The sequence below is a fragment of the Streptomyces sp. NBC_00690 genome, from assembly GCF_036226685.1.
Lineage (GTDB): Bacteria > Actinomycetota > Actinomycetes > Streptomycetales > Streptomycetaceae > Streptomyces.
Window position 1 is genome coordinate 5,470,090 of sequence record NZ_CP109009.1, and the last position, 16,326, is coordinate 5,486,415.

A 16,326-nucleotide genomic window follows, 5' to 3' on the forward strand; every position below is an offset into this window, starting at 1 on the left:
GACGCACGGACAGCAGGAAACCCCTTGTCGAACCGTGGTGCGGCGGGTTTCCTCTCCGAACACTAGCCCCGATATGTGGTAGAGGTCTCTGTTCGAGGGGCCAGCCGAAGAATGGGTTTCTTTGTGGAGTCCCTACGAATGGGCGAATGATTCTTTGCGGTGTGACCGAGCGTGTTCGGCCCTTGCGCAAAGCCTTGTCTCCGCTTCTACCCGTTAGTAACGTGCGGGCATTCACCGCATGTACCGACGGTAACGAGGGGGTGGGCGGCATGGGGCGTCGAACGGTGGCCATGGTGACCGCGGGAGTGCTGCTGATGGAGGCCGTCGGGGCGGTGGCGATCCATGGGGTCCTCGCCGTCGTCGTCGAGGGGCAGAACATGTCCCTGGACGGCCTGGCCCCCGACACGATGGTCACCGCGACCTGGGCGGCAGGGGCCGCCCTCGGCGTCTTTCTCGGGGCGTGCGCACTGGTGGCCCTCCGACTGGGCGTACGCGACCGGGCGCCCGGTCGGTTCGCACACGCCCTGTTGGTCTGCGCCGCCGTGTTGCACGGTGTGCTCGGCGCCCTCGCCGTGGGACTCGTGGGCTGGTCCGCATTCGTGCTGCTCATGGCGGTGCTCGCGCTGTTGGTGTGGGTGCTTGTGTCCTACGGGAGGCGGCAGCCGCAGGCGTGCACCCCCGCAGACGGGGCACTGCCGAGCAGCGGGGTCGCGCCGGCGTAGGAAAACACCGGGCCAGCACCTCCCGCAGACGTTGCACTTGGGGCTCAGGGCAGGTCAGGAGGCCGTCTGCCCGGTCGCACTGTCCCTCCGTACATCCGGGCCCACATCCTGCCCGGGAGCAAGGTCGGGGCCGGTCCTCAGGTCCACAGATCGGTGATCGAACGGTCCAGTTCGGCGAGCAGGGTGCGCAGCAGCGGCAGGGAAAGACCGATCACATTGCCGTGGTCGCCGTCGATCGAGTCGATGAACGGCGCGGAGCGCCCGTCCAGGGTGAACGCCCCCGCCACGTGGAGGGGTTCACCGCTGGCGACGTACGCCGCGATCTCGGCGTCCGACGGCTCGCCGAAGCGGACCGTCGTGGACGCCGTCGCGGACGCTATGCGCCCGGTCACCGTGTCGGTGACGCAGTGCCCCGTACGCAACACGCCCGAGCGTCCGCGCATCGACTTCCACCGCGCGGTGGCCTCTTCGGCGTCGGAGGGCTTGCCCAGGGCCTCACCGTCGAGTTCGAGCACCGAGTCACAGCCGACGACGAGGGCGCCGGCGGCCTCGGGCAGCGCGGCGACGACCGCGGCCTTCGCCTCGGCGAGGACCAGGGCGAGTTCGGCGGGGGTCGGAGCGCTCAGAGCGTCCTCGTCGACACCGCTGACGATCACCTCGGGGGCGAAGCCGGCGGTCCGCAACAGGCCGAGACGGGCGGGCGACGCGGAAGCGAGGATCAGGCGCAGGCGGGGGGTGGGGGCGGTCATGTCGCCATCGTAGGCGGTGGTCAGTGCAGGCCCACCACGAACATGGCGAGCACCATGGCCAGGGCAAGCACCACGCCGACGCGGCGCATCATCGCCTGTGTCTCGCGCAGTTCCTCGGGCGGTTCGTTCTGGGGGTCCGACCACAGCATGTCTTCGATCCTGCGGTCGTGACGCCGCCGGGCGCCTGAGTACCGGTACTCAATCGCGACCGTGCCCAAGACCAGATCATCGAGCCCGGTTATCGCGTGATAACCAGATGTTCTCGCCCGGAATCCTTGTGCCGCCGATCCACCTGTGCAGGGGCGCGGCATGGCATGGAATAGGGGATTCCCAGGATTCTCGTCCCCGCGTGGAGTCACCCCTTGCCGCGGCTCCGGGCGGCCGGGACCTGCCGGGCCGCGGCACGACGGCACCAACCCCCGGGCGCCGGGTTTCCCACGGCGTCCGGGGGCTCGCGCTCAACGCTCACACCGGCCAGTACGTCCGAGCCCAGGCCCGCGGGCCCGGCAGCGGCCTGCCGCCACGGGCGATCCGTGCCGGGTCCGCCCACTGCTCGGGCGGCAACGCGGTATCCGCGGCGGCGGATGTCGATGCCGCCGCCCGTGCCTGAACCACCGCCAGTGCGGCGGCCAACTCCTCCGGCGTGGGATTGCCCCGAATGACCTTGATCATGGCCTCGCCCTTTCTGACGGCCTGGAGCCTCGTGGGCCTAGAGCGGGATGTTGCCGTGCTTCTTCGGCGGCAGGCTCTCGCGCTTGGTCCGCAGCTGTCGCAGACCACGGACCACCTGGGCCCGTGTGTCCGACGGCATGACCACCGCATCGACATAGCCCCGTTCGGCCGCCGTGTACGGGTTGAGCAGGGCGTCCTCGTACTCCTGGATCAGCCGCGCCCGGGTGGCCTCAGCCTCGTCCGCGTCGTCCACCGCTGCGATCGTGCGCCGGTGCAGGATGTTCACCGCGCCCTGGGCGCCCATCACCGCGATCTGCGCGGTGGGCCAGGCGAGGTTGATGTCCGCCCCCAGGTGCTTGGAGCCCATCACGTCGTACGCCCCGCCGAACGCCTTGCGGGTGATGACCGTGATCAGCGGCACGGTCGCCTCGGCGTAGGCGTAGATCAGCTTGGCGCCGCGGCGGATGATGCCGCCGTACTCCTGGTCTACGCCCGGCAGGAAGCCGGGAACATCCACGAAGGTGAGCACGGGGATGTTGAACGCATCGCAGGTACGGACGAAACGCGCGGCCTTCTCGGACGCATTGATGTCCAGACAGCCCGCGAACTGCATCGGCTGGTTGGCGACCACACCCACCGGGAAGCCCTCGACCCGGCCGAAGCCGGTCAGGATGTTCGGAGCGAACAGCGCCTGTGTCTCCAGGAACTCGCCCTCGTCCAGTACGTGCTCGATCACCGTGTGCATGTCGTAGGGCTGATTGGCGCTGTCCGGGATCAAGGTGTCCAGTTCGCGGTCCTCGCCGCTCACCGACAGATCCGCTTCCTCCGGGAAGGCGGGCGGCTCGGACAGATTGTTCGACGGCAGATAGGACAGCAGCGACTTCACGTACTCGATGGCGTCCTTCTCGTCCCCCGCCATGTGGTGCGCCACGCCCGACGTCGTGTTGTGCGTACGTGCACCGCCGAGCGCCTCGAAGCCGACGTCCTCGCCGGTGACCGTCTTGATGACGTCCGGGCCCGTGATGAACATGTGCGAGGTCTGGTCGACCATGACCGTGAAGTCGGTGATCGCCGGTGAGTAGACGGCGCCGCCCGCACATGGACCCACGACCAGCGAGATCTGCGGGATCACACCGGAGGCGTGGGTGTTGCGGCGGAAGATCTCGCCGTACATGCCGAGCGCGCTCACACCCTCCTGGATGCGGGCGCCGCCGGAGTCGTTGATCCCGATCATCGGACAGCCGGTCTTCAGCGCGAAGTCCATCACCTTGATGATCTTCTGGCCGTACACCTCGCCCAGAGCGCCGCCGAAGACGGTGAAGTCCTGGGAGAAGACGGCGACCGGACGGCCGTCGACCGTGCCGTAGCCGGTGACCACGCCGTCCCCGTAGGGGCGGGTCGCATCCAGACCGAAGTTCGTCGAGCGGTGCCGGGCCAACTCGTCGAACTCCACGAAAGAATCCTCGTCCAGCAGCAGACCGATCCGCTCACGGGCCGTCAGCTTGCCCTTCGCGTGCTGCTTCTCCACTGCGCGTGCGGACCCGGCGTGCGTGGCCTCTTCCGTACGGCGCTGAAGGTCCGCGATCTTTCCCGCGGTGGTGTGGATGTCGATCTGTGCCGGCTCGGACATCGGGATGTGGCTCCCTGGCTGGTCAACCGCCTGCGGGCGGCCTTTGGCGGAACTCCCTGGCTCTGTTTCGTAGCGTATCCGCGTGGATACCGTTCGGCAGTGCGGTGTTTACCACACCTAACCTGTCTTGCATGACGCCCCGGAATGCGCACTTCAGCCCCTGGTCCGACCTGGACAGACCCCCTCTCAACGCCGCCGCGCTGCGCCGTGCCCTGATCCAGCCCGAGGGCCTGTGGACCTCCTTCGAGCTGCTGCCCGCGATCGGTTCCACCAACACCGAACTGGTCCGCAGGGCCGCCTCGCTGCCGGGCGAGGGCGCGGTGCTCGTCGCGGAGGAGCAGACCGCCGGGCGGGGGCGGCTCGACCGGGTGTGGAGCGCACCCCCGCGCTCGGGAATCTTCCTCTCCGTACTACTCCGGCCACCCGCCGAGATCCCGGTTGAGCGGTGGGGGTGGCTGCCGCTGCTCGCCGGAGTCGCCGCCGCGAGCGGGCTGAGCCGGTCCGCAGGCATCGATATGTCGCTCAAATGGCCCAATGACCTGCTCGTGACCGTCGACGGCGAAGAACGCAAGGTCGGCGGCATTCTCGCCGAGCGAGCCGGAGACGGCGCGATCGTGATCGGCATCGGCATCAACGTCACCCTGCGCGCCGATGAGCTCCCCGTGCCGACGGCCGCGTCCCTCGCCCTCGCGAACGCAGTCTCCACCGACCGTGACACTCTGCTGCGGGCGATCCTGCGCTCCCTGGAGCACTGGTACGGACAGTGGCGTGCGACGGACGGCGACCCCCGGCTCTCCCAACTCCAGGAGGCGTACGCCGCCGGCTGCGCGACGCTCGGTCGCACCGTCCGGGCCGAGCTGCCCGGCGGGCGTTCCCTCACCGGTGAGGCCGTGGCGCTCGACGGCGACGGGCGGCTGGTGCTCGCCCTGCCCGACGGTGAACGGCACCCGATCGGTGCCGGTGACATCGTGCATCTGAGACCGGCCGGCTGATCTTCCGTGCTCCCGGGTGAACGGGTACGGCGACTGGCACGTGAGCCAGGGCACACCTGCCGTATCGTTGAGGCGATCGAGCGACAGACCGGCAGGGCAGCGCGCAGGGAACGGGCAGGAGGCGGGTGGTGACCGTCGACGACACCACTTCCGGCGCGGACGCGCCGGACGGGTCCGGCGGCTCCCGCGGTGCCACGGGCTCCGGGGCCGCTCATCCGACCCCGCACCATGCGGTCGACCACACCGCGGAGCCCACCGACGACCCCTTGGCCATCCGGCTGGAACAGCTGATCCTGGGCGCGGACCGCCGCTATACGCCGTTCCAGGCGGCGCGCACCGCGGGAGTCTCCATGGAACTGGCCTCCCGGTTCTGGCGAGCCATGGGCTTTGCGGACATCGGGCAGGCCAAGGCGCTCACCGAGGCGGACGTGCTGGCGCTGCGCCGGCTCGCGGGCCTGGTGGAGGCCGGGCTGCTGAGCGAACCCATGGCGATCCAGGTGGCCCGCTCGACGGGACAGACGACGGCCCGGCTCGCGGAGTGGCAGATCGATTCCTTCCTGGAGGGGCTGACCGAGCCGCCCGAGCCCGGCATGACGCGCACCGAAGTCACCTATCCACTGGTGGAACTGCTCCTTCCGGAGCTTGAAGAGTTTCTGGTGTACGTCTGGCGGCGGCAGCTCGCCGCAGCCACCGGGCGGGTCGTCCAGGCCGCTGACGACGAGGAGATGGTCGATCGCCGGCTCGCCGTGGGCTTCGCCGACCTGGTGGGCTTCACCCGGCTCACCCGGCGACTGGAGGAAGAGGAACTGGGCGAGCTGGTAGAGGCGTTCGAGACCACGGCGGCCGATCTGGTGGCCGCGCACGGTGGACGGTTGATCAAGACCCTCGGCGACGAGGTGCTCTTCGCGGCCGACGACGCTCGGACCGCGTCCGAGATAGCGCTCCGGCTGATCGACGCCATGACCCAGGACGAGACGATGCCCGCGCTCCGGGTGGGGATCGCCTTCGGGACGGTCACCACGCGGATGGGTGATGTCTTCGGCACGACGGTGAACCTGGCGAGCCGACTGACGTCGATAGCGCCGAAGGACGCCGTCCTCGTGGACGGGGCGTTCGCCGAGGGGCTGATTCGCACCGGGGACGCTCCGGCGTCGGAGGCCGCCGCGGCCGAGGAAGCGGCTGCGGCCGAGAAGGACGGCGAGGTGCCGCCCTCGTACCGCTTCGCACTCCAGCCGATGTGGCAGCGTCCGGTGCGCGGGCTTGGTGTGGTCGAGCCCTGGCTGCTGACGCGCCGCCGCTGAGGGGAGTCGTCGGGCGCCGGGTGTCGACCCGGATCGTCTTCTCCTGGGACCGGCTCGGCCCTTGCTGGCCTTGCTGGCCTTTCTGGGTATTCCAGAACCTTTCAGGGCCTTTCAGGGCCTTTCAGGGCCTTCCGTGGGTCGGATTTTGGGCTGCCCCTATGATCCGGTGAACCAACGTTAACCGGGAGGGCCTCCATGTCCGATGCCGAGCAGCGCTTCGGTGACTTCGTCGTCACCCGCCAGAGCGGCCATGTCGCCGAACTGGTCCTCGACCGCCCCGCGGCGATGAACGCGGTCTCCACGGCCATGGCCCGCTCCATCGCCGCGGCCTGCGATGCGCTCGCCGCCGACCCCGCCGTACGCGTCACGGTCGTCAGCTCCTCCCACGACCGGGCCTTCTGCGTGGGCGCGGACCTCAAGGAGCGCAACTCCTTCACCGATGCCGACCTGGTACGACAGCGGCCCACCGCCCGGGCCGCCTACACCGGTGTCCTGGAGCTGCCCATGCCCACCGTCGCGGCCGTGCATGGATTCGCCCTCGGCGGCGGCTTCGAGTTGGCCCTGTCCTGCGATCTGATCGTCGGCGACGACACGACGGTGGTCGGACTGCCCGAGGTTTCCGTCGGGGTGATCCCCGGTGGCGGTGGAACCCAACTGCTCCCGCGCCGGGTCGGCGCGGCCCGTGCCGCCGAGTTGGTCTTCACCGCCCGTAGGGTCGAGGCTCAGGAGGCGCTGGGCCTCGGGCTCGTCGATCAACTGGCGGCGGACGCCCGGACGGGAGCACTCGAAATCGCGGCGCGGATCGCCCAGAACTCACCGGTGGGACTGCGGGCCGCCAAGCGGGCGATGCGGCTGGGGCACGGGCTCGACCTGCGTGCGGGACTTGAGGTGGAGGATGCCGCCTGGCGCTCCGTCGCCTTCTCGGGGGACCGGGCCGAGGGTGTTGCGGCGTTCAACGAGAAGCGGAAGCCTGACTGGCCCGGTCAGTGACTTTGAGTGACCATCAGAACCGCGACTCATTCCAACCGATCAAATCCAGCCAATCGTCCCTAAGCTGGGGTGATGGCTGAGGATCGGCAGTTGCGGGCCGTGGTGGCGCTGGCGCAGGCGATGGCAGCCGCGCACACTCCGCGTGAGTCCTGGCGGGCGGCGGCAGTGGGCGCGTGCTCGGCGCTGGCCGGCTCCTTCGCGGCGCTCTCGGTGTGGGAGCGCGAGCGGGGGCGGCTGAGGGTACTGGTGAACGCGGGGGACCGGGCGCCCGACGAGGAGGAGTTCCCCGAATCGGAGACGTATCCGGTGAACCGCTTCCCGGAGATCACGGAGTTCCTGCACGAGCGCTGGGCGGGCGGCGGAGAGCCGGACGCCTGGGTGGAGTCGGCGGACGGCCCGCTGTTGCCCGAGCCGGGGGAGGAATGGGAGCCGGGCCGGGGCGACGGGGACGAAGGCGCTACGGGCGCTCCCGAGGCTGCGGACGCGACCGGTGCGCCCCCGCCGGCCTCGGGTACGCACGGCGGGTCGCCTGCCCCATCGTCCGGGAGGCGGGGCGGGAATGAAGCGGATCGCCCTGGCCGCGCCTTCACCACGCAGGACACCGGCGATGCACACAAGGCATCCGACGCATCCGACGCGCACGGCGCTCGGGGTGCAGACGCCCCATCGGCCGCTGAGGACTCCCGGGCGGAGGACTCCGCCTCCGGGGCGCTCTGGCCCGGGCACGCACTGTCCGCAGACCCCTTCGCTCCCGAGGGCCTCCCCCCGCGGGAGGAGTCCGCGCCGCCGTCCGGACCCGTCCAGCAGTCCACGGCCGACCGGCCGCCCCTCTCCCGCGGCTATCGGCATCCCTCGCTTCCGCCCGGACCCACCGGACCGCAAGCGCGGGTGGCCGCACTCCGTCGACGCCGGCGCGGCTGCTGCGTGGTCGCCCCGATCGTGCTGCACGGTCGTGCCTGGGGCGAGTTGTACGTCGCCCGACCGCTCGGCGCCCCCGTCTTCGGCCGGGAGGACGCCGACTTCGCCACCGTCCTCGCCTCGGTGATCGCCTCGGGCATCGCCCAGACGGAACGCCTCGAAGAGGTCCGCAGGCTGGCCTTCACCGACCCCCTGACCGGGCTGGCCAACCGCCGCGCAGTGGACGCCCGCCTCGATGAGGCCCTGGAACGCCACCGGGATGACGACTCCGTGGTCAGCTTGGTCGTGTGCGACCTCAATGGACTCAAACAGGTCAATGACACCCATGGCCATGCGGTCGGGGACCGTCTGCTGGAACGGTTCGGTTCCGTGCTCTCCCTATGCGGGGCGATGCTTCCGGGTGCGCTCGTGGCCCGGCTCGGCGGGGACGAATTCTGTCTCGTCTCGATCGGGCCGTCGTCGGACGAGGTCGTCCGGGTCGCCGACGAACTGTGCGTACGGGCTGCGGAGATGGAGCTCGGTGACGGGGTGGCCTGCGGTGTCGCATCGACGGGCGACCCCATCGGCCAGGTGCGCAGCGCCCGCAGGCTCTTTCGGCTCGCTGACGCAGCCCAGTACCGGGCCAAGGCCGCACGCTCCGTCAAGCCGGTGGTCGCGGGCCGCGACGGAACGGTGCTCCAACTCGCCGACACCCCGCCCCGGCCGCAGCACCAGCAGGAACGCCGCCGCTTCCGCGGTGTCGCACCGGAGGACGTGGCCGAGCCCTGGAGCGAGCCGTGAGCCGCCGATGCCCACCCGGCCGGGGGGCTCGCTCCGCAGGGCACGTCCCCAGGATGGGTCCCCCATCCCTGGTGACATAGTCCAATGCAGTCCGTACGCTGCTGAATATGGATATGCACAACGTCGTGGTGGGAACCTCAGGTACCACCGCCGATGAGGTCATCGCCGTCGCCCGCGCCGACGCCCGCGTCGAGATCTCTGCCGATGCCCTCGCCGCCCTCGCCGCCTCCCGCGCGATCGTGGACGCACTCGCCGCCAAACCCGAGCCCGTCTACGGCGTTTCCACCGGCTTCGGTGCCCTCGCCACCCGGCACATCGGCCCCGACCTGCGCGCCCGCCTCCAGCGCAACATCGTCCGCTCCCACGCCGCCGGCATGGGCCCCCGCGTCGAGCGCGAGGTCGTCCGCGCCCTGATGTTCCTCCGGCTGAAGACCCTCTGTTCGGGACACACCGGAGTGCGCCCCGAAACCGCGCTGACCATGGCGGAACTCCTCAACGCCGGTATCACCCCCCTCGTCCACGAGTACGGCTCCCTGGGCTGTTCCGGAGACCTCGCCCCGCTGTCCCACTGCGCCCTCACCCTCATGGGCGAAGGCGAAGCGGAGGGCCCCGACGGACAGGTGCGACCCGCGGCCGAACTCCTCGCCGCGCACGGCATCACCCCCGTCGAACTGCGGGAGAAGGAGGGGCTCGCCCTCCTGAACGGCACCGACGGCATGCTCGGCATGCTGATCATGGCGATCGCCGACCTCCAACGCCTCTACACCTCGGCCGACATCACCGCCGCGTTCTCCCTGGAAGCGCTCCTCGGCACCGCCAAGGTCCTCGCACCCGAACTCCATGCGATCCGCCCCCACCCCGGCCAGAGCGTCTCGGCCGCCCAGATGGCCTCCGTCCTCCAGGGGTCAGGTCTCACCGGCCACTTCCAGCAGGACGAAGCCCCTCGGGTCCAGGACGCCTACTCCGTACGCTGCGCACCCCAGGTCGCCGGCGCGGGACGGGACACCGTCGCGTACGCCCGACTGGTCGCCGAGCGCGAGTTGGCCGCGGCCGTCGACAACCCCGTCGTCCTCCTCGACGACGAAGGCGGCGGACGGGTCGAGTCCAACGGCAACTTCCACGGCGCACCAGTCGCCTACGTCCTTGACTTCCTCGCCATCGCCGCCGCTGACCTCGGCTCGATCGCCGAGCGCCGCACCGACCGGCTGCTCGACAAGAACCGCAACCACGGCCTTCCGCCCTTCCTCGCGGACGACGCGGGCGTCGATTCCGGCCTGATGATCGCCCAGTACACGCAGGCCGCGCTGGTCAGCGAGATGAAGAGGCTCGCGGTACCCGCTTCCGTCGATTCGATCCCGTCATCCGCGATGCAGGAGGACCACGTATCGATGGGGTGGTCCGCGGCACGCAAACTGCGGACCGCCGTGGATGCGCTCGGGAAGATCATCGCCGTTGAGCTGTACGCCGCGACCCGGGCCATCGAACTGCGCCACGGCCTCACCCCGGCGCCCGCCTCCGTCGCCGCCATCGCCGCCCTGCGCAAGGCCGGTGTCGAGGGCCCCGGCCCGGACCGGTTCCTCGCGCCCGATCTGGCCGCAGCGGAGGCGTTCGTACGGGAGGGGAAGCTCGTCTCGGCCGTGGAAGAGGTCACCGGGCCCCTGGTCTGAACCTTCCCCCTGCGCTGAACCGGCCGACTGTTCTCCTCCAGCCGGCTGTTCTGGCCCGGGCCTTGGCTCTGACCTGGAGCTGGGCTCCTGCCTCGAACCTTCGCTCCGGCGCCGCATGGCAGAAGGGCTGTCCCCGCAGGATCTGCGGGGACAGCCCTTCTGCATGAGAGGGGACAGGCGGCGAGCATTCCTCGCGGCCCTGCTGGACCCGTCGTTCGGTCCTCCCTGGGCCCAGCCGGCTACGTACAGGCCCGAAGGACCCTCAGGTCACCAAGGACGCACGCTGGCGCACGGCGTAGGTCACAAAGCCCACGCCGATGCCGAGGAAAGCCGTGCCACCGATCAGATACGGAGTGGTGTCGGGGCTGCCGGTGTCGGCAAGTCTCAGCTCCTCGCCGGTCACCCCTGCTGTGGTTCGCTGGTTCCCCGTCCCGTCCTGGTCTGCTGTGGCGTTCGCTGACGGAACGAACCACAGCGCACAGAGAAGGGCTCCTGCGGTTGCGGCGGTCAGAAGCGGTCGGCGTGCGACGGACACGGACACGATCTCCCTTGAGACGTACTGGAGTTGGCCGGATGCGCTGATGCTAGTGAAAGCAGCGGTTCGGAGGAAAGCCGGGAGCTCGCAAGACCCACCCGTGAATGCCGGGACCCCACCAGGGAAGATGGTGATACACCAAGAAGGCGGCCGTGTAGGCATCCGGCGAGTGGCGTTCCCCACATCTGTGGGGGAGTAGGAACCGGGTAGCCCGAAATGGGTGTTGAACTCAGTAGTTCGGTCAGGGGAAAACGGGACGATGGAGAAGCGTGTGATGACGGACAGCAGGCGGCGCAAGGGTCTTGTGGCCGTGTCAGCGGTGCTGAGCGGGGTGCTGGTGCTGTCCGCCTGCAGCAGCGACGGCGGGGACAAGGGCGGGGACAGCTCCGACGGCTCCAAGAAGTCCCAGGCACAGGTTGACGAGGCGGCGGCCAAGGAGACCTCCAAGGCGCGAATAGCCATTCTCCCGAAGAACGGTGCGACCAACGCGAGCATCAACAACGCCGCCAAGGTCACCGTCGAGGAAGGCACGCTCACCGAGGTCACCATGACGTCCGAGGCCGGTCAGACGGTCAAGGGCACGCTCGCCGCCGACGGCAAGAGCTGGGCCCCGGACGGACAGCTTGAGAGGTCCACCAGCTACAAGATCGCTGTCACCGCGAAGGACTCCGCCGGGCTCACCGCCCACGAGAACACCTCCTTCACCACTGTGTCCCCGAACAACAGCTTCATCGGCAACTTCACGCCGGAGGACGGTTCCACCGTCGGAGTCGGACACCCCGTCTCCATCAACTTCAACAAGCCGATCGTGAACCAGAAGGCCGTTCAGGAGGGGATCACCGTCTCCTCCAGCAGCGGACAGGAAGTCGTCGGCCACTGGTTCAACTCGCAGCGCATCGACTTCCGGCCGGACCAGTACTGGCAGGAGGACTCGACCGTCACCCTCAAGCTCGCCCTGGACGGCGTCGAGGGCGCACCCGGTGTCGTCGGCGTCCAGCAGAAGACGGTCACCTTCAAGATCGGCCGCAACCAGGTCTCCACCGTGGATGCCAAGTCCAAGATGATGACGGTGACCCAGGACGGCAAGACCATCCGCGAGATCCCGATCTCCGCGGGAGCGCCGACCACCCCCACGTACAACGGTCAGATGGTGATCTCCGAGAAGTTCAAGGAGACCCGGATGAACGGCGCCACGGTCGGCTTCACCGATGACGACGGCAAGGGCGAGTACGACATCAAGGACGTTCCGCACGCCATGCGGCTGTCCACGTCGGGCACCTTCATCCACGGCAACTACTGGGGCGACGACGGGATCTTCGGTCGCAACAACACCAGTCACGGCTGTGTCGGGCTCAACGACGCCAAGGGTGCGAACGACTCCAAGCAGCCCGGCGCCTGGTTCTACGACAACTCGATCATCGGTGATGTCGTGATCGTCAAGAACTCGAAGGACAAGACGATCAAGCCGGACAACGGCCTGAACGGATGGAACATGAACTGGGCGGACTGGAAGGCGGGCTCCAAGGTCTGACCAACCGCCTGACCAACCGCCAGGGGCCGGCCGATGAGCCCCACAGGACGGTACGAGCGGCGGCGACACCCCACCCGGGGTTGTCGCCGCCGCTCATTGCTGATCCGCCCCCAGTGATCCGCTCTCAGCGACCCACTCTCAGCACTCCGACTGGCGCGTCAACCCGTAGCGAGAGCCCATCCGGTACTCCCCGCCGCGTTCCACCGTCAGCCGTGTCCACTCGCCCTCCGGACGCAGACACGCCCCATCGGCCCGCAGCCAGGGCGAGTACGCGACCCGTACCGTCACCGACCCCGCCGACGGCATCCGCACCACGAGCTCGGCCGCATCACTGCGTACAGCCGTACCGGGCGACGAGACCAGCGGTACGGCGTCCCGCACCTGGTAGACCGTCCAGTCGTTGTCGCCCCAGGCCCGTTCCAGCCACGCAGGCGCACTGCTGACGACCTCGGCCTCGCCCTCGGCCGGTCCGTCGATCTGACCGTGCGGCACCACCACCAGGCCGACCCCTCGCTGGTCCAACCACTGACGGTAGGTCGATGTGCTCAGCGAACCGTCGTAGAAGAGCCGTCCGCGCTCCACGTCGAGTTGACGATTCCACCCCCGCGCCATGTTCACGTGCTCGGCGAGGACGTCGGCCTCCCGGTGGTTGCGCGCCGGGACGACCTCCACCCGGGTCCGATCGGCGCCCAGTCGGGTCAAGGCGCCGACGACGCCCTCCGTGTTCTTGGCCCAGGACGGCACATCCACCGAGACGACCAGGTCGTCCTTCGTCTTCTCCAGCACCCAGAACGTGTTGACGGCGAGTACGACGACGAGCGCCGCGCGGAGCGCACCCGTGAGCCCACCGCCGGCCGAACGCAGAAGGCGGCCGAAACCACCGTGCGCCAGCACAGCGGCCAGCAGCACGGGCGGTCCGGCGAGACCGGCCAACCGCTCCACGTTGGTCCCGATCGGCGACGGTATGAAGAACGTCAGCACCACGCCGAGGGCGTAGATGCCCGCCCCGTACCGCACGATGCGCCACTCGTCCGGCGCGGTGAGGACCACGATCGCGCAGACCAGGAGCGGCAGCCACAACTTTCCCGAAGGCATCGGCATCTCCCCCGCGAAGGGGAAGAGCAGGGTGACGGCGCCCACCACCACGGTCGGTGGCACCAGGAGGGCGGCAGCCCGCCGCCAGTGCCGCTCCAGCGCCAGGGCCGCGCCCACCACCAGGAGGAACAGCCCGGCGACCGGGCTCGCCATGGTCGCGAGCGCGGCGAACAGCGCGGCGAGCAGCGTGCGTCGCATCCACACCAGCGCGAGCATCCCGATCGCCAGCCCCAGGGCGAACGTCGTGCGCCCGGAGGCCACGTTGCACCAGATCGCCACCGCGCCGAGCAGCGCCGGCCACAGGGGCGCTTGCACCTTCGCTTGCTGGAGGAGACGGGCCAACGCCCAGGTACCGACGAGCCCCGAACCGACGGACACCGCCGGGACACCGAAGGCCGCCATCAACGGAGGCGCGAGGAGGCTGTAGTTCGCGGTGTGCATCCCCCCGTACCAGGACAGGTTGTACGCGGACCAGGGGTGGCGCTCCACAAAGCCCGTCCAGGCGAACTGAGCCGCCAGATCCCCGCCGCCGGTGGCCAGCCATAGTGCCCAGACCACATAGAACGGCAGGATCACCCCCGTCACCAGGAGCGGGACGCGCCACTCGGGTGGTGCGTCCCGCTCGACGGTGGTCGCTGCCGGTCTGATCGCTGTTGCCTGTTCACTGAACCCCACGCCACAAACCCTACTGTCGGGTGAATGCCGGTTCGGCGGCCGTCGACCTCCGCACATCGAAGCGAGGAGCTCATGCGCCACATCGTGCTCCATCGCCCCACCGAGACATCGAGCCATGGCAGCGGCGATCCGGGGACGACGGACCGTCACCCGCAGCCCTCGTTCGACCCGGGCACGGGGGCGACGGCCGTCCGCCGCTAGATCGAGGCGTACGTCGTCCGGTCCGACACGCTGGCGCCCGCCCTCAGCTCCAGACGCTCCCCCTCGAACCCCCTTCGGAACCTGCGGTCGTGCGAGACCACCACCACCGCACCGGCGTAGTCGGCCAACGACGCCTCAAGCTCCTCCACCAGACTCAGCGCCATGTGGTTCGTCGGCTCGTCGAGTACGAGGAGGTCCACCGGTGCGGCCAGCAGCCGGGCCAACTCCAGCCGCCGCTGCTGACCGACGGAGAGCGCGGCCACCGGGACGGTGAAGTCCGCCTCGTGGAAGAGGCCGACGTCCAGCAGTTCGTCCGCGTACTCCTCGGGCAGCCCGGGTCGGCCGGCCGCATAGGCGGTCAGCAACGGAAGTCGGGACGGCTGTGCGGGCAACTCCTGGCGGAGGTAGCCCACCGCGGCCCCCGTTCGATGCGTCACCGTCCCGGAATCGGGGCGCAGTTCTCCCGCGAGCACACCCAGCAGGGTCGTCTTCCCCGCGCCGTTGGGGCCGGTGACCAGCAATCGGCTTCCGGACTCCACCCGCAGCCCGGCAAGGCGCAGCCGTCGACCGACGCTCACGTCCGTCAGTTCGACCAGCAGCCCGGCACCGGCCGACGAGGTGGGCCGGGCCCGAAAGCGCAAGGGTTCAGGCGGCGCCTGCACCGGCTCCCTCCGCAGCCGCTCCAGATGCTGACGCGCCGCCCTGACCTGCCCGGAGAGTTTGTCCTCATGGGATCGGCGGTGCTTGCCGAAACCCTCCCGCGGGTCCTTGCCGCTCGAAGCGAGCCGCTGTCCCGCGGCAGCGACCAACTCCTGTGTGCGCGCCACGTCCTCCAACCACTCCTGGTGGCGCTGCTCCCAGCGCCGGCGCGTGGCCGCCTTGGCGGTGCGGTAGCCCTGCCAGCCGTCCCCGTACCGGGACACGGCACGGGTGTCCCGGTCGACTTCCAGGATGGTGGTGGCGATGCGATCGAGGAAGTCCCGGTCATGGGTGACCGTGACCACTGTGCCGCGGTGGGCGCGCAGCCGTTCTTCGAGCCAGGTCGCGGCCTGTTCGTCCAGGTGATTGGTCGGTTCGTCGAGGAGGAGCAGTTCGGGGGAGGCGGCGAGGACGCATGCCAGGGCGAGGCGGGACTGCTGTCCGCCGGAGAGCGTGCCGAGGCGGCGCTGCCGGGAGAGTCCGGACAGGCCGAGCCCGTGCAGCGAGGCGTCCACCCGGGCGTCCATCGTGTAGCCGCCGCGGTCCTCGAAGGCGGTCAGGAGGTCGCCATAGACGGCGAGTGCTTCTGCACCTGCACCTGTGTCTGTGTCGGCGAGGGTCTGCTCGGCCTGGCGCAGCCGACGCTCGATCGACCGGAGCTCGACCAGGGCCGCATCGATCGTGTCATCGACGGTGTGATCGGGGCCGAGCCCGAAGGTCTCGGCGATGGTCTGGGCGAGATGGCCGACGCCTCCCGGCGCATGCACGGTGATTTCACCGGTGTCGGCGGGTTCCACTCCCGCGATCAGGCGGAGCAGGGTGGACTTGCCGGAGCCGTTCTCACCGATGACTCCGGCGCGTTCGCCGGGCTGGACGGTGAGGGTCACTTGATCGAGGACGGAGCGGTCCCCGTGGTCCCCGTAAGACTTCGAGACGTCCTTCATGGACAACTGGGCGCGTTCGCGCATGATCTTTCCCTGACAAGAAGAGATGAGGGTTCGGACTCAACGGGCGAGGCGGACGGCATGCGAGATCAGCGCGGCGCGACCATGCGCGCCACGGACGCGGCGTCCGTGCCCGGAATCAGAGAAAGAAGTAGTGCTTGTGCGAACCCATGCCTCCACTGTAACCAGACCCGCCCGATGGACGCGTGCCGATATCGCCCGCTC

At 69.6% G+C, this 16,326-nt stretch carries 14 protein-coding genes and 2 pseudogenes; 9 read left to right on the plus strand and 7 right to left on the minus strand.

The features are described 5' to 3' along the window. The first annotated feature begins 269 nt into the window (after positions 1-269). Positions 270-722 carry a hypothetical protein gene (locus OID54_RS24100; protein ID WP_329022679.1) on the plus strand — a complete coding sequence of 151 codons (453 nt, stop codon included), beginning with the start codon at positions 270-272 and terminating at the stop codon, positions 720-722. Between the two features lie 137 nt (positions 723-859). On the opposite strand, the gene OID54_RS24105 is transcribed toward OID54_RS24100, so the two are convergent. The 4 genes from OID54_RS24105 to OID54_RS24120 form a co-directional block, all read right to left on the minus strand. After that, entirely contained in the window at positions 860-1,471 is a 612-nt protein-coding gene (locus OID54_RS24105; RefSeq protein ID WP_329022680.1) for a nucleoside triphosphate pyrophosphatase, read from the minus strand. A gap of 20 nt (positions 1,472-1,491) precedes the next feature. Beyond that, a complete protein-coding gene (mmpB, locus tag OID54_RS24110) occupies positions 1,492-1,620 on the minus strand; it encodes a morphogenic membrane protein MmpB (RefSeq protein ID WP_383535877.1) in 129 nt (42 codons plus the stop codon). Between the two features lie 316 nt (positions 1,621-1,936). Continuing rightward, positions 1,937-2,143: an acyl-CoA carboxylase epsilon subunit gene (locus tag OID54_RS24115; protein WP_329022683.1), complete on the minus strand. Its 207-nt coding sequence runs from the start codon at positions 2,141-2,143 to the stop codon at positions 1,937-1,939. Positions 2,144-2,180: 37 nt separating this feature from the next. Next, the gene (locus OID54_RS24120; RefSeq protein ID WP_329022685.1) at positions 2,181-3,773 is read right to left on the minus strand and encodes an acyl-CoA carboxylase subunit beta; all 1,593 of its coding nucleotides are present in this window, start codon (positions 3,771-3,773) and stop codon (positions 2,181-2,183) included. A gap of 131 nt (positions 3,774-3,904) precedes the next feature. Here OID54_RS24120 and OID54_RS24125 point away from each other — a divergent pair, with 131 nt between their 5' ends. From OID54_RS24125 to hutH, 6 genes and pseudogenes are all read left to right on the plus strand, one after another. Then, the gene (locus OID54_RS24125) at positions 3,905-4,765 is read left to right on the plus strand and encodes a biotin--[acetyl-CoA-carboxylase] ligase (protein WP_329022687.1); all 861 of its coding nucleotides are present in this window, start codon (positions 3,905-3,907) and stop codon (positions 4,763-4,765) included. Between the two features lie 128 nt (positions 4,766-4,893). Next, entirely contained in the window at positions 4,894-6,066 is a 1,173-nt protein-coding gene (locus tag OID54_RS24130) for an adenylate/guanylate cyclase domain-containing protein (protein WP_329022688.1), read from the plus strand. 195 nt (positions 6,067-6,261) lie between these two features. Next, positions 6,262-7,056, plus strand: coding sequence for an enoyl-CoA hydratase/isomerase family protein (locus OID54_RS24135; protein WP_329022690.1), 795 nt, complete (start codon positions 6,262-6,264; stop codon positions 7,054-7,056). A 72-nt stretch (positions 7,057-7,128) separates the two neighbouring features. Further along, a pseudogene (locus OID54_RS24140) lies at positions 7,129-7,473 on the plus strand (diguanylate cyclase); the annotation flags it as partial. Positions 7,474-7,938: 465 nt separating this feature from the next. Beyond that, positions 7,939-8,754, plus strand: a pseudogene (locus OID54_RS24145) (diguanylate cyclase domain-containing protein); the annotation flags it as partial. Positions 8,755-8,867: 113 nt separating this feature from the next. Next, entirely contained in the window at positions 8,868-10,421 is a 1,554-nt protein-coding gene (hutH, locus tag OID54_RS24150) for a histidine ammonia-lyase (protein WP_329027748.1), read from the plus strand. 262 nt (positions 10,422-10,683) lie between these two features. Here the strand turns inward: hutH and OID54_RS24155 are convergent, their stop codons facing one another. Further along, positions 10,684-10,956: a hypothetical protein gene (locus OID54_RS24155; protein ID WP_329022692.1), complete on the minus strand. Its 273-nt coding sequence runs from the start codon at positions 10,954-10,956 to the stop codon at positions 10,684-10,686. Between the two features lie 259 nt (positions 10,957-11,215). Here OID54_RS24155 and OID54_RS24160 point away from each other — a divergent pair, with 259 nt between their 5' ends. Then, on the plus strand, positions 11,216-12,487 hold the full coding sequence (locus tag OID54_RS24160) for a L,D-transpeptidase (protein WP_329022693.1): 1,272 nt from the start codon (positions 11,216-11,218) through the stop codon (positions 12,485-12,487). A 138-nt stretch (positions 12,488-12,625) separates the two neighbouring features. Here the strand turns inward: OID54_RS24160 and OID54_RS24165 are convergent, their stop codons facing one another. Continuing rightward, positions 12,626-14,257 (minus strand): hypothetical protein, encoded by a 1,632-nt coding sequence (locus tag OID54_RS24165; RefSeq protein WP_443055668.1) that lies wholly within the window; start codon positions 14,255-14,257, stop codon positions 12,626-12,628. A 72-nt stretch (positions 14,258-14,329) separates the two neighbouring features. On the opposite strand from OID54_RS24165, the gene OID54_RS24170 reads away from it, so the two are divergent. Continuing rightward, positions 14,330-14,458 carry a hypothetical protein gene (locus tag OID54_RS24170; protein WP_329022695.1) on the plus strand — a complete coding sequence of 43 codons (129 nt, stop codon included), beginning with the start codon at positions 14,330-14,332 and terminating at the stop codon, positions 14,456-14,458. On the opposite strand, the gene abc-f is transcribed toward OID54_RS24170, so the two are convergent. Continuing rightward, on the minus strand, positions 14,455-16,125 hold the full coding sequence (gene abc-f / locus OID54_RS24175) for a ribosomal protection-like ABC-F family protein (protein WP_329022697.1): 1,671 nt from the start codon (positions 16,123-16,125) through the stop codon (positions 14,455-14,457). The genes OID54_RS24170 and abc-f overlap by 4 nt on opposite strands. Positions 16,126-16,326: the final 201 nt, after the last annotated feature.

Bases quoted from the DNA above. Each gene is read 5' to 3' on its own strand.
- OID54_RS24120 (WP_329022685.1), bottom strand. From the start codon at position 3,773: ATGTCCGAGCCGGCACAGATCGACATCCACACCACCGCGGGAAAGATC.
- OID54_RS24170 (WP_329022695.1), top strand. From the start codon at position 14,330: ATGCGCCACATCGTGCTCCATCGCCCCACCGAGACATCGAGCCATGGC.
- OID54_RS24100 (WP_329022679.1), top strand. From the start codon at position 270: ATGGGGCGTCGAACGGTGGCCATGGTGACCGCGGGAGTGCTGCTGATG.
- abc-f (WP_329022697.1), bottom strand. From the start codon at position 16,125: ATGCGCGAACGCGCCCAGTTGTCCATGAAGGACGTCTCGAAGTCTTAC.
- OID54_RS24115 (WP_329022683.1), bottom strand. From the start codon at position 2,143: ATGATCAAGGTCATTCGGGGCAATCCCACGCCGGAGGAGTTGGCCGCC.
- mmpB (WP_383535877.1), bottom strand. From the start codon at position 1,620: ATGCTGTGGTCGGACCCCCAGAACGAACCGCCCGAGGAACTGCGCGAG.
- OID54_RS24135 (WP_329022690.1), top strand. From the start codon at position 6,262: ATGTCCGATGCCGAGCAGCGCTTCGGTGACTTCGTCGTCACCCGCCAG.
- OID54_RS24105 (WP_329022680.1), bottom strand. From the start codon at position 1,471: ATGACCGCCCCCACCCCCCGCCTGCGCCTGATCCTCGCTTCCGCGTCG.
- hutH (WP_329027748.1), top strand. From the start codon at position 8,868: ATGCACAACGTCGTGGTGGGAACCTCAGGTACCACCGCCGATGAGGTC.
- OID54_RS24160 (WP_329022693.1), top strand. From the start codon at position 11,216: ATGGAGAAGCGTGTGATGACGGACAGCAGGCGGCGCAAGGGTCTTGTG.
- OID54_RS24125 (WP_329022687.1), top strand. From the start codon at position 3,905: ATGACGCCCCGGAATGCGCACTTCAGCCCCTGGTCCGACCTGGACAGA.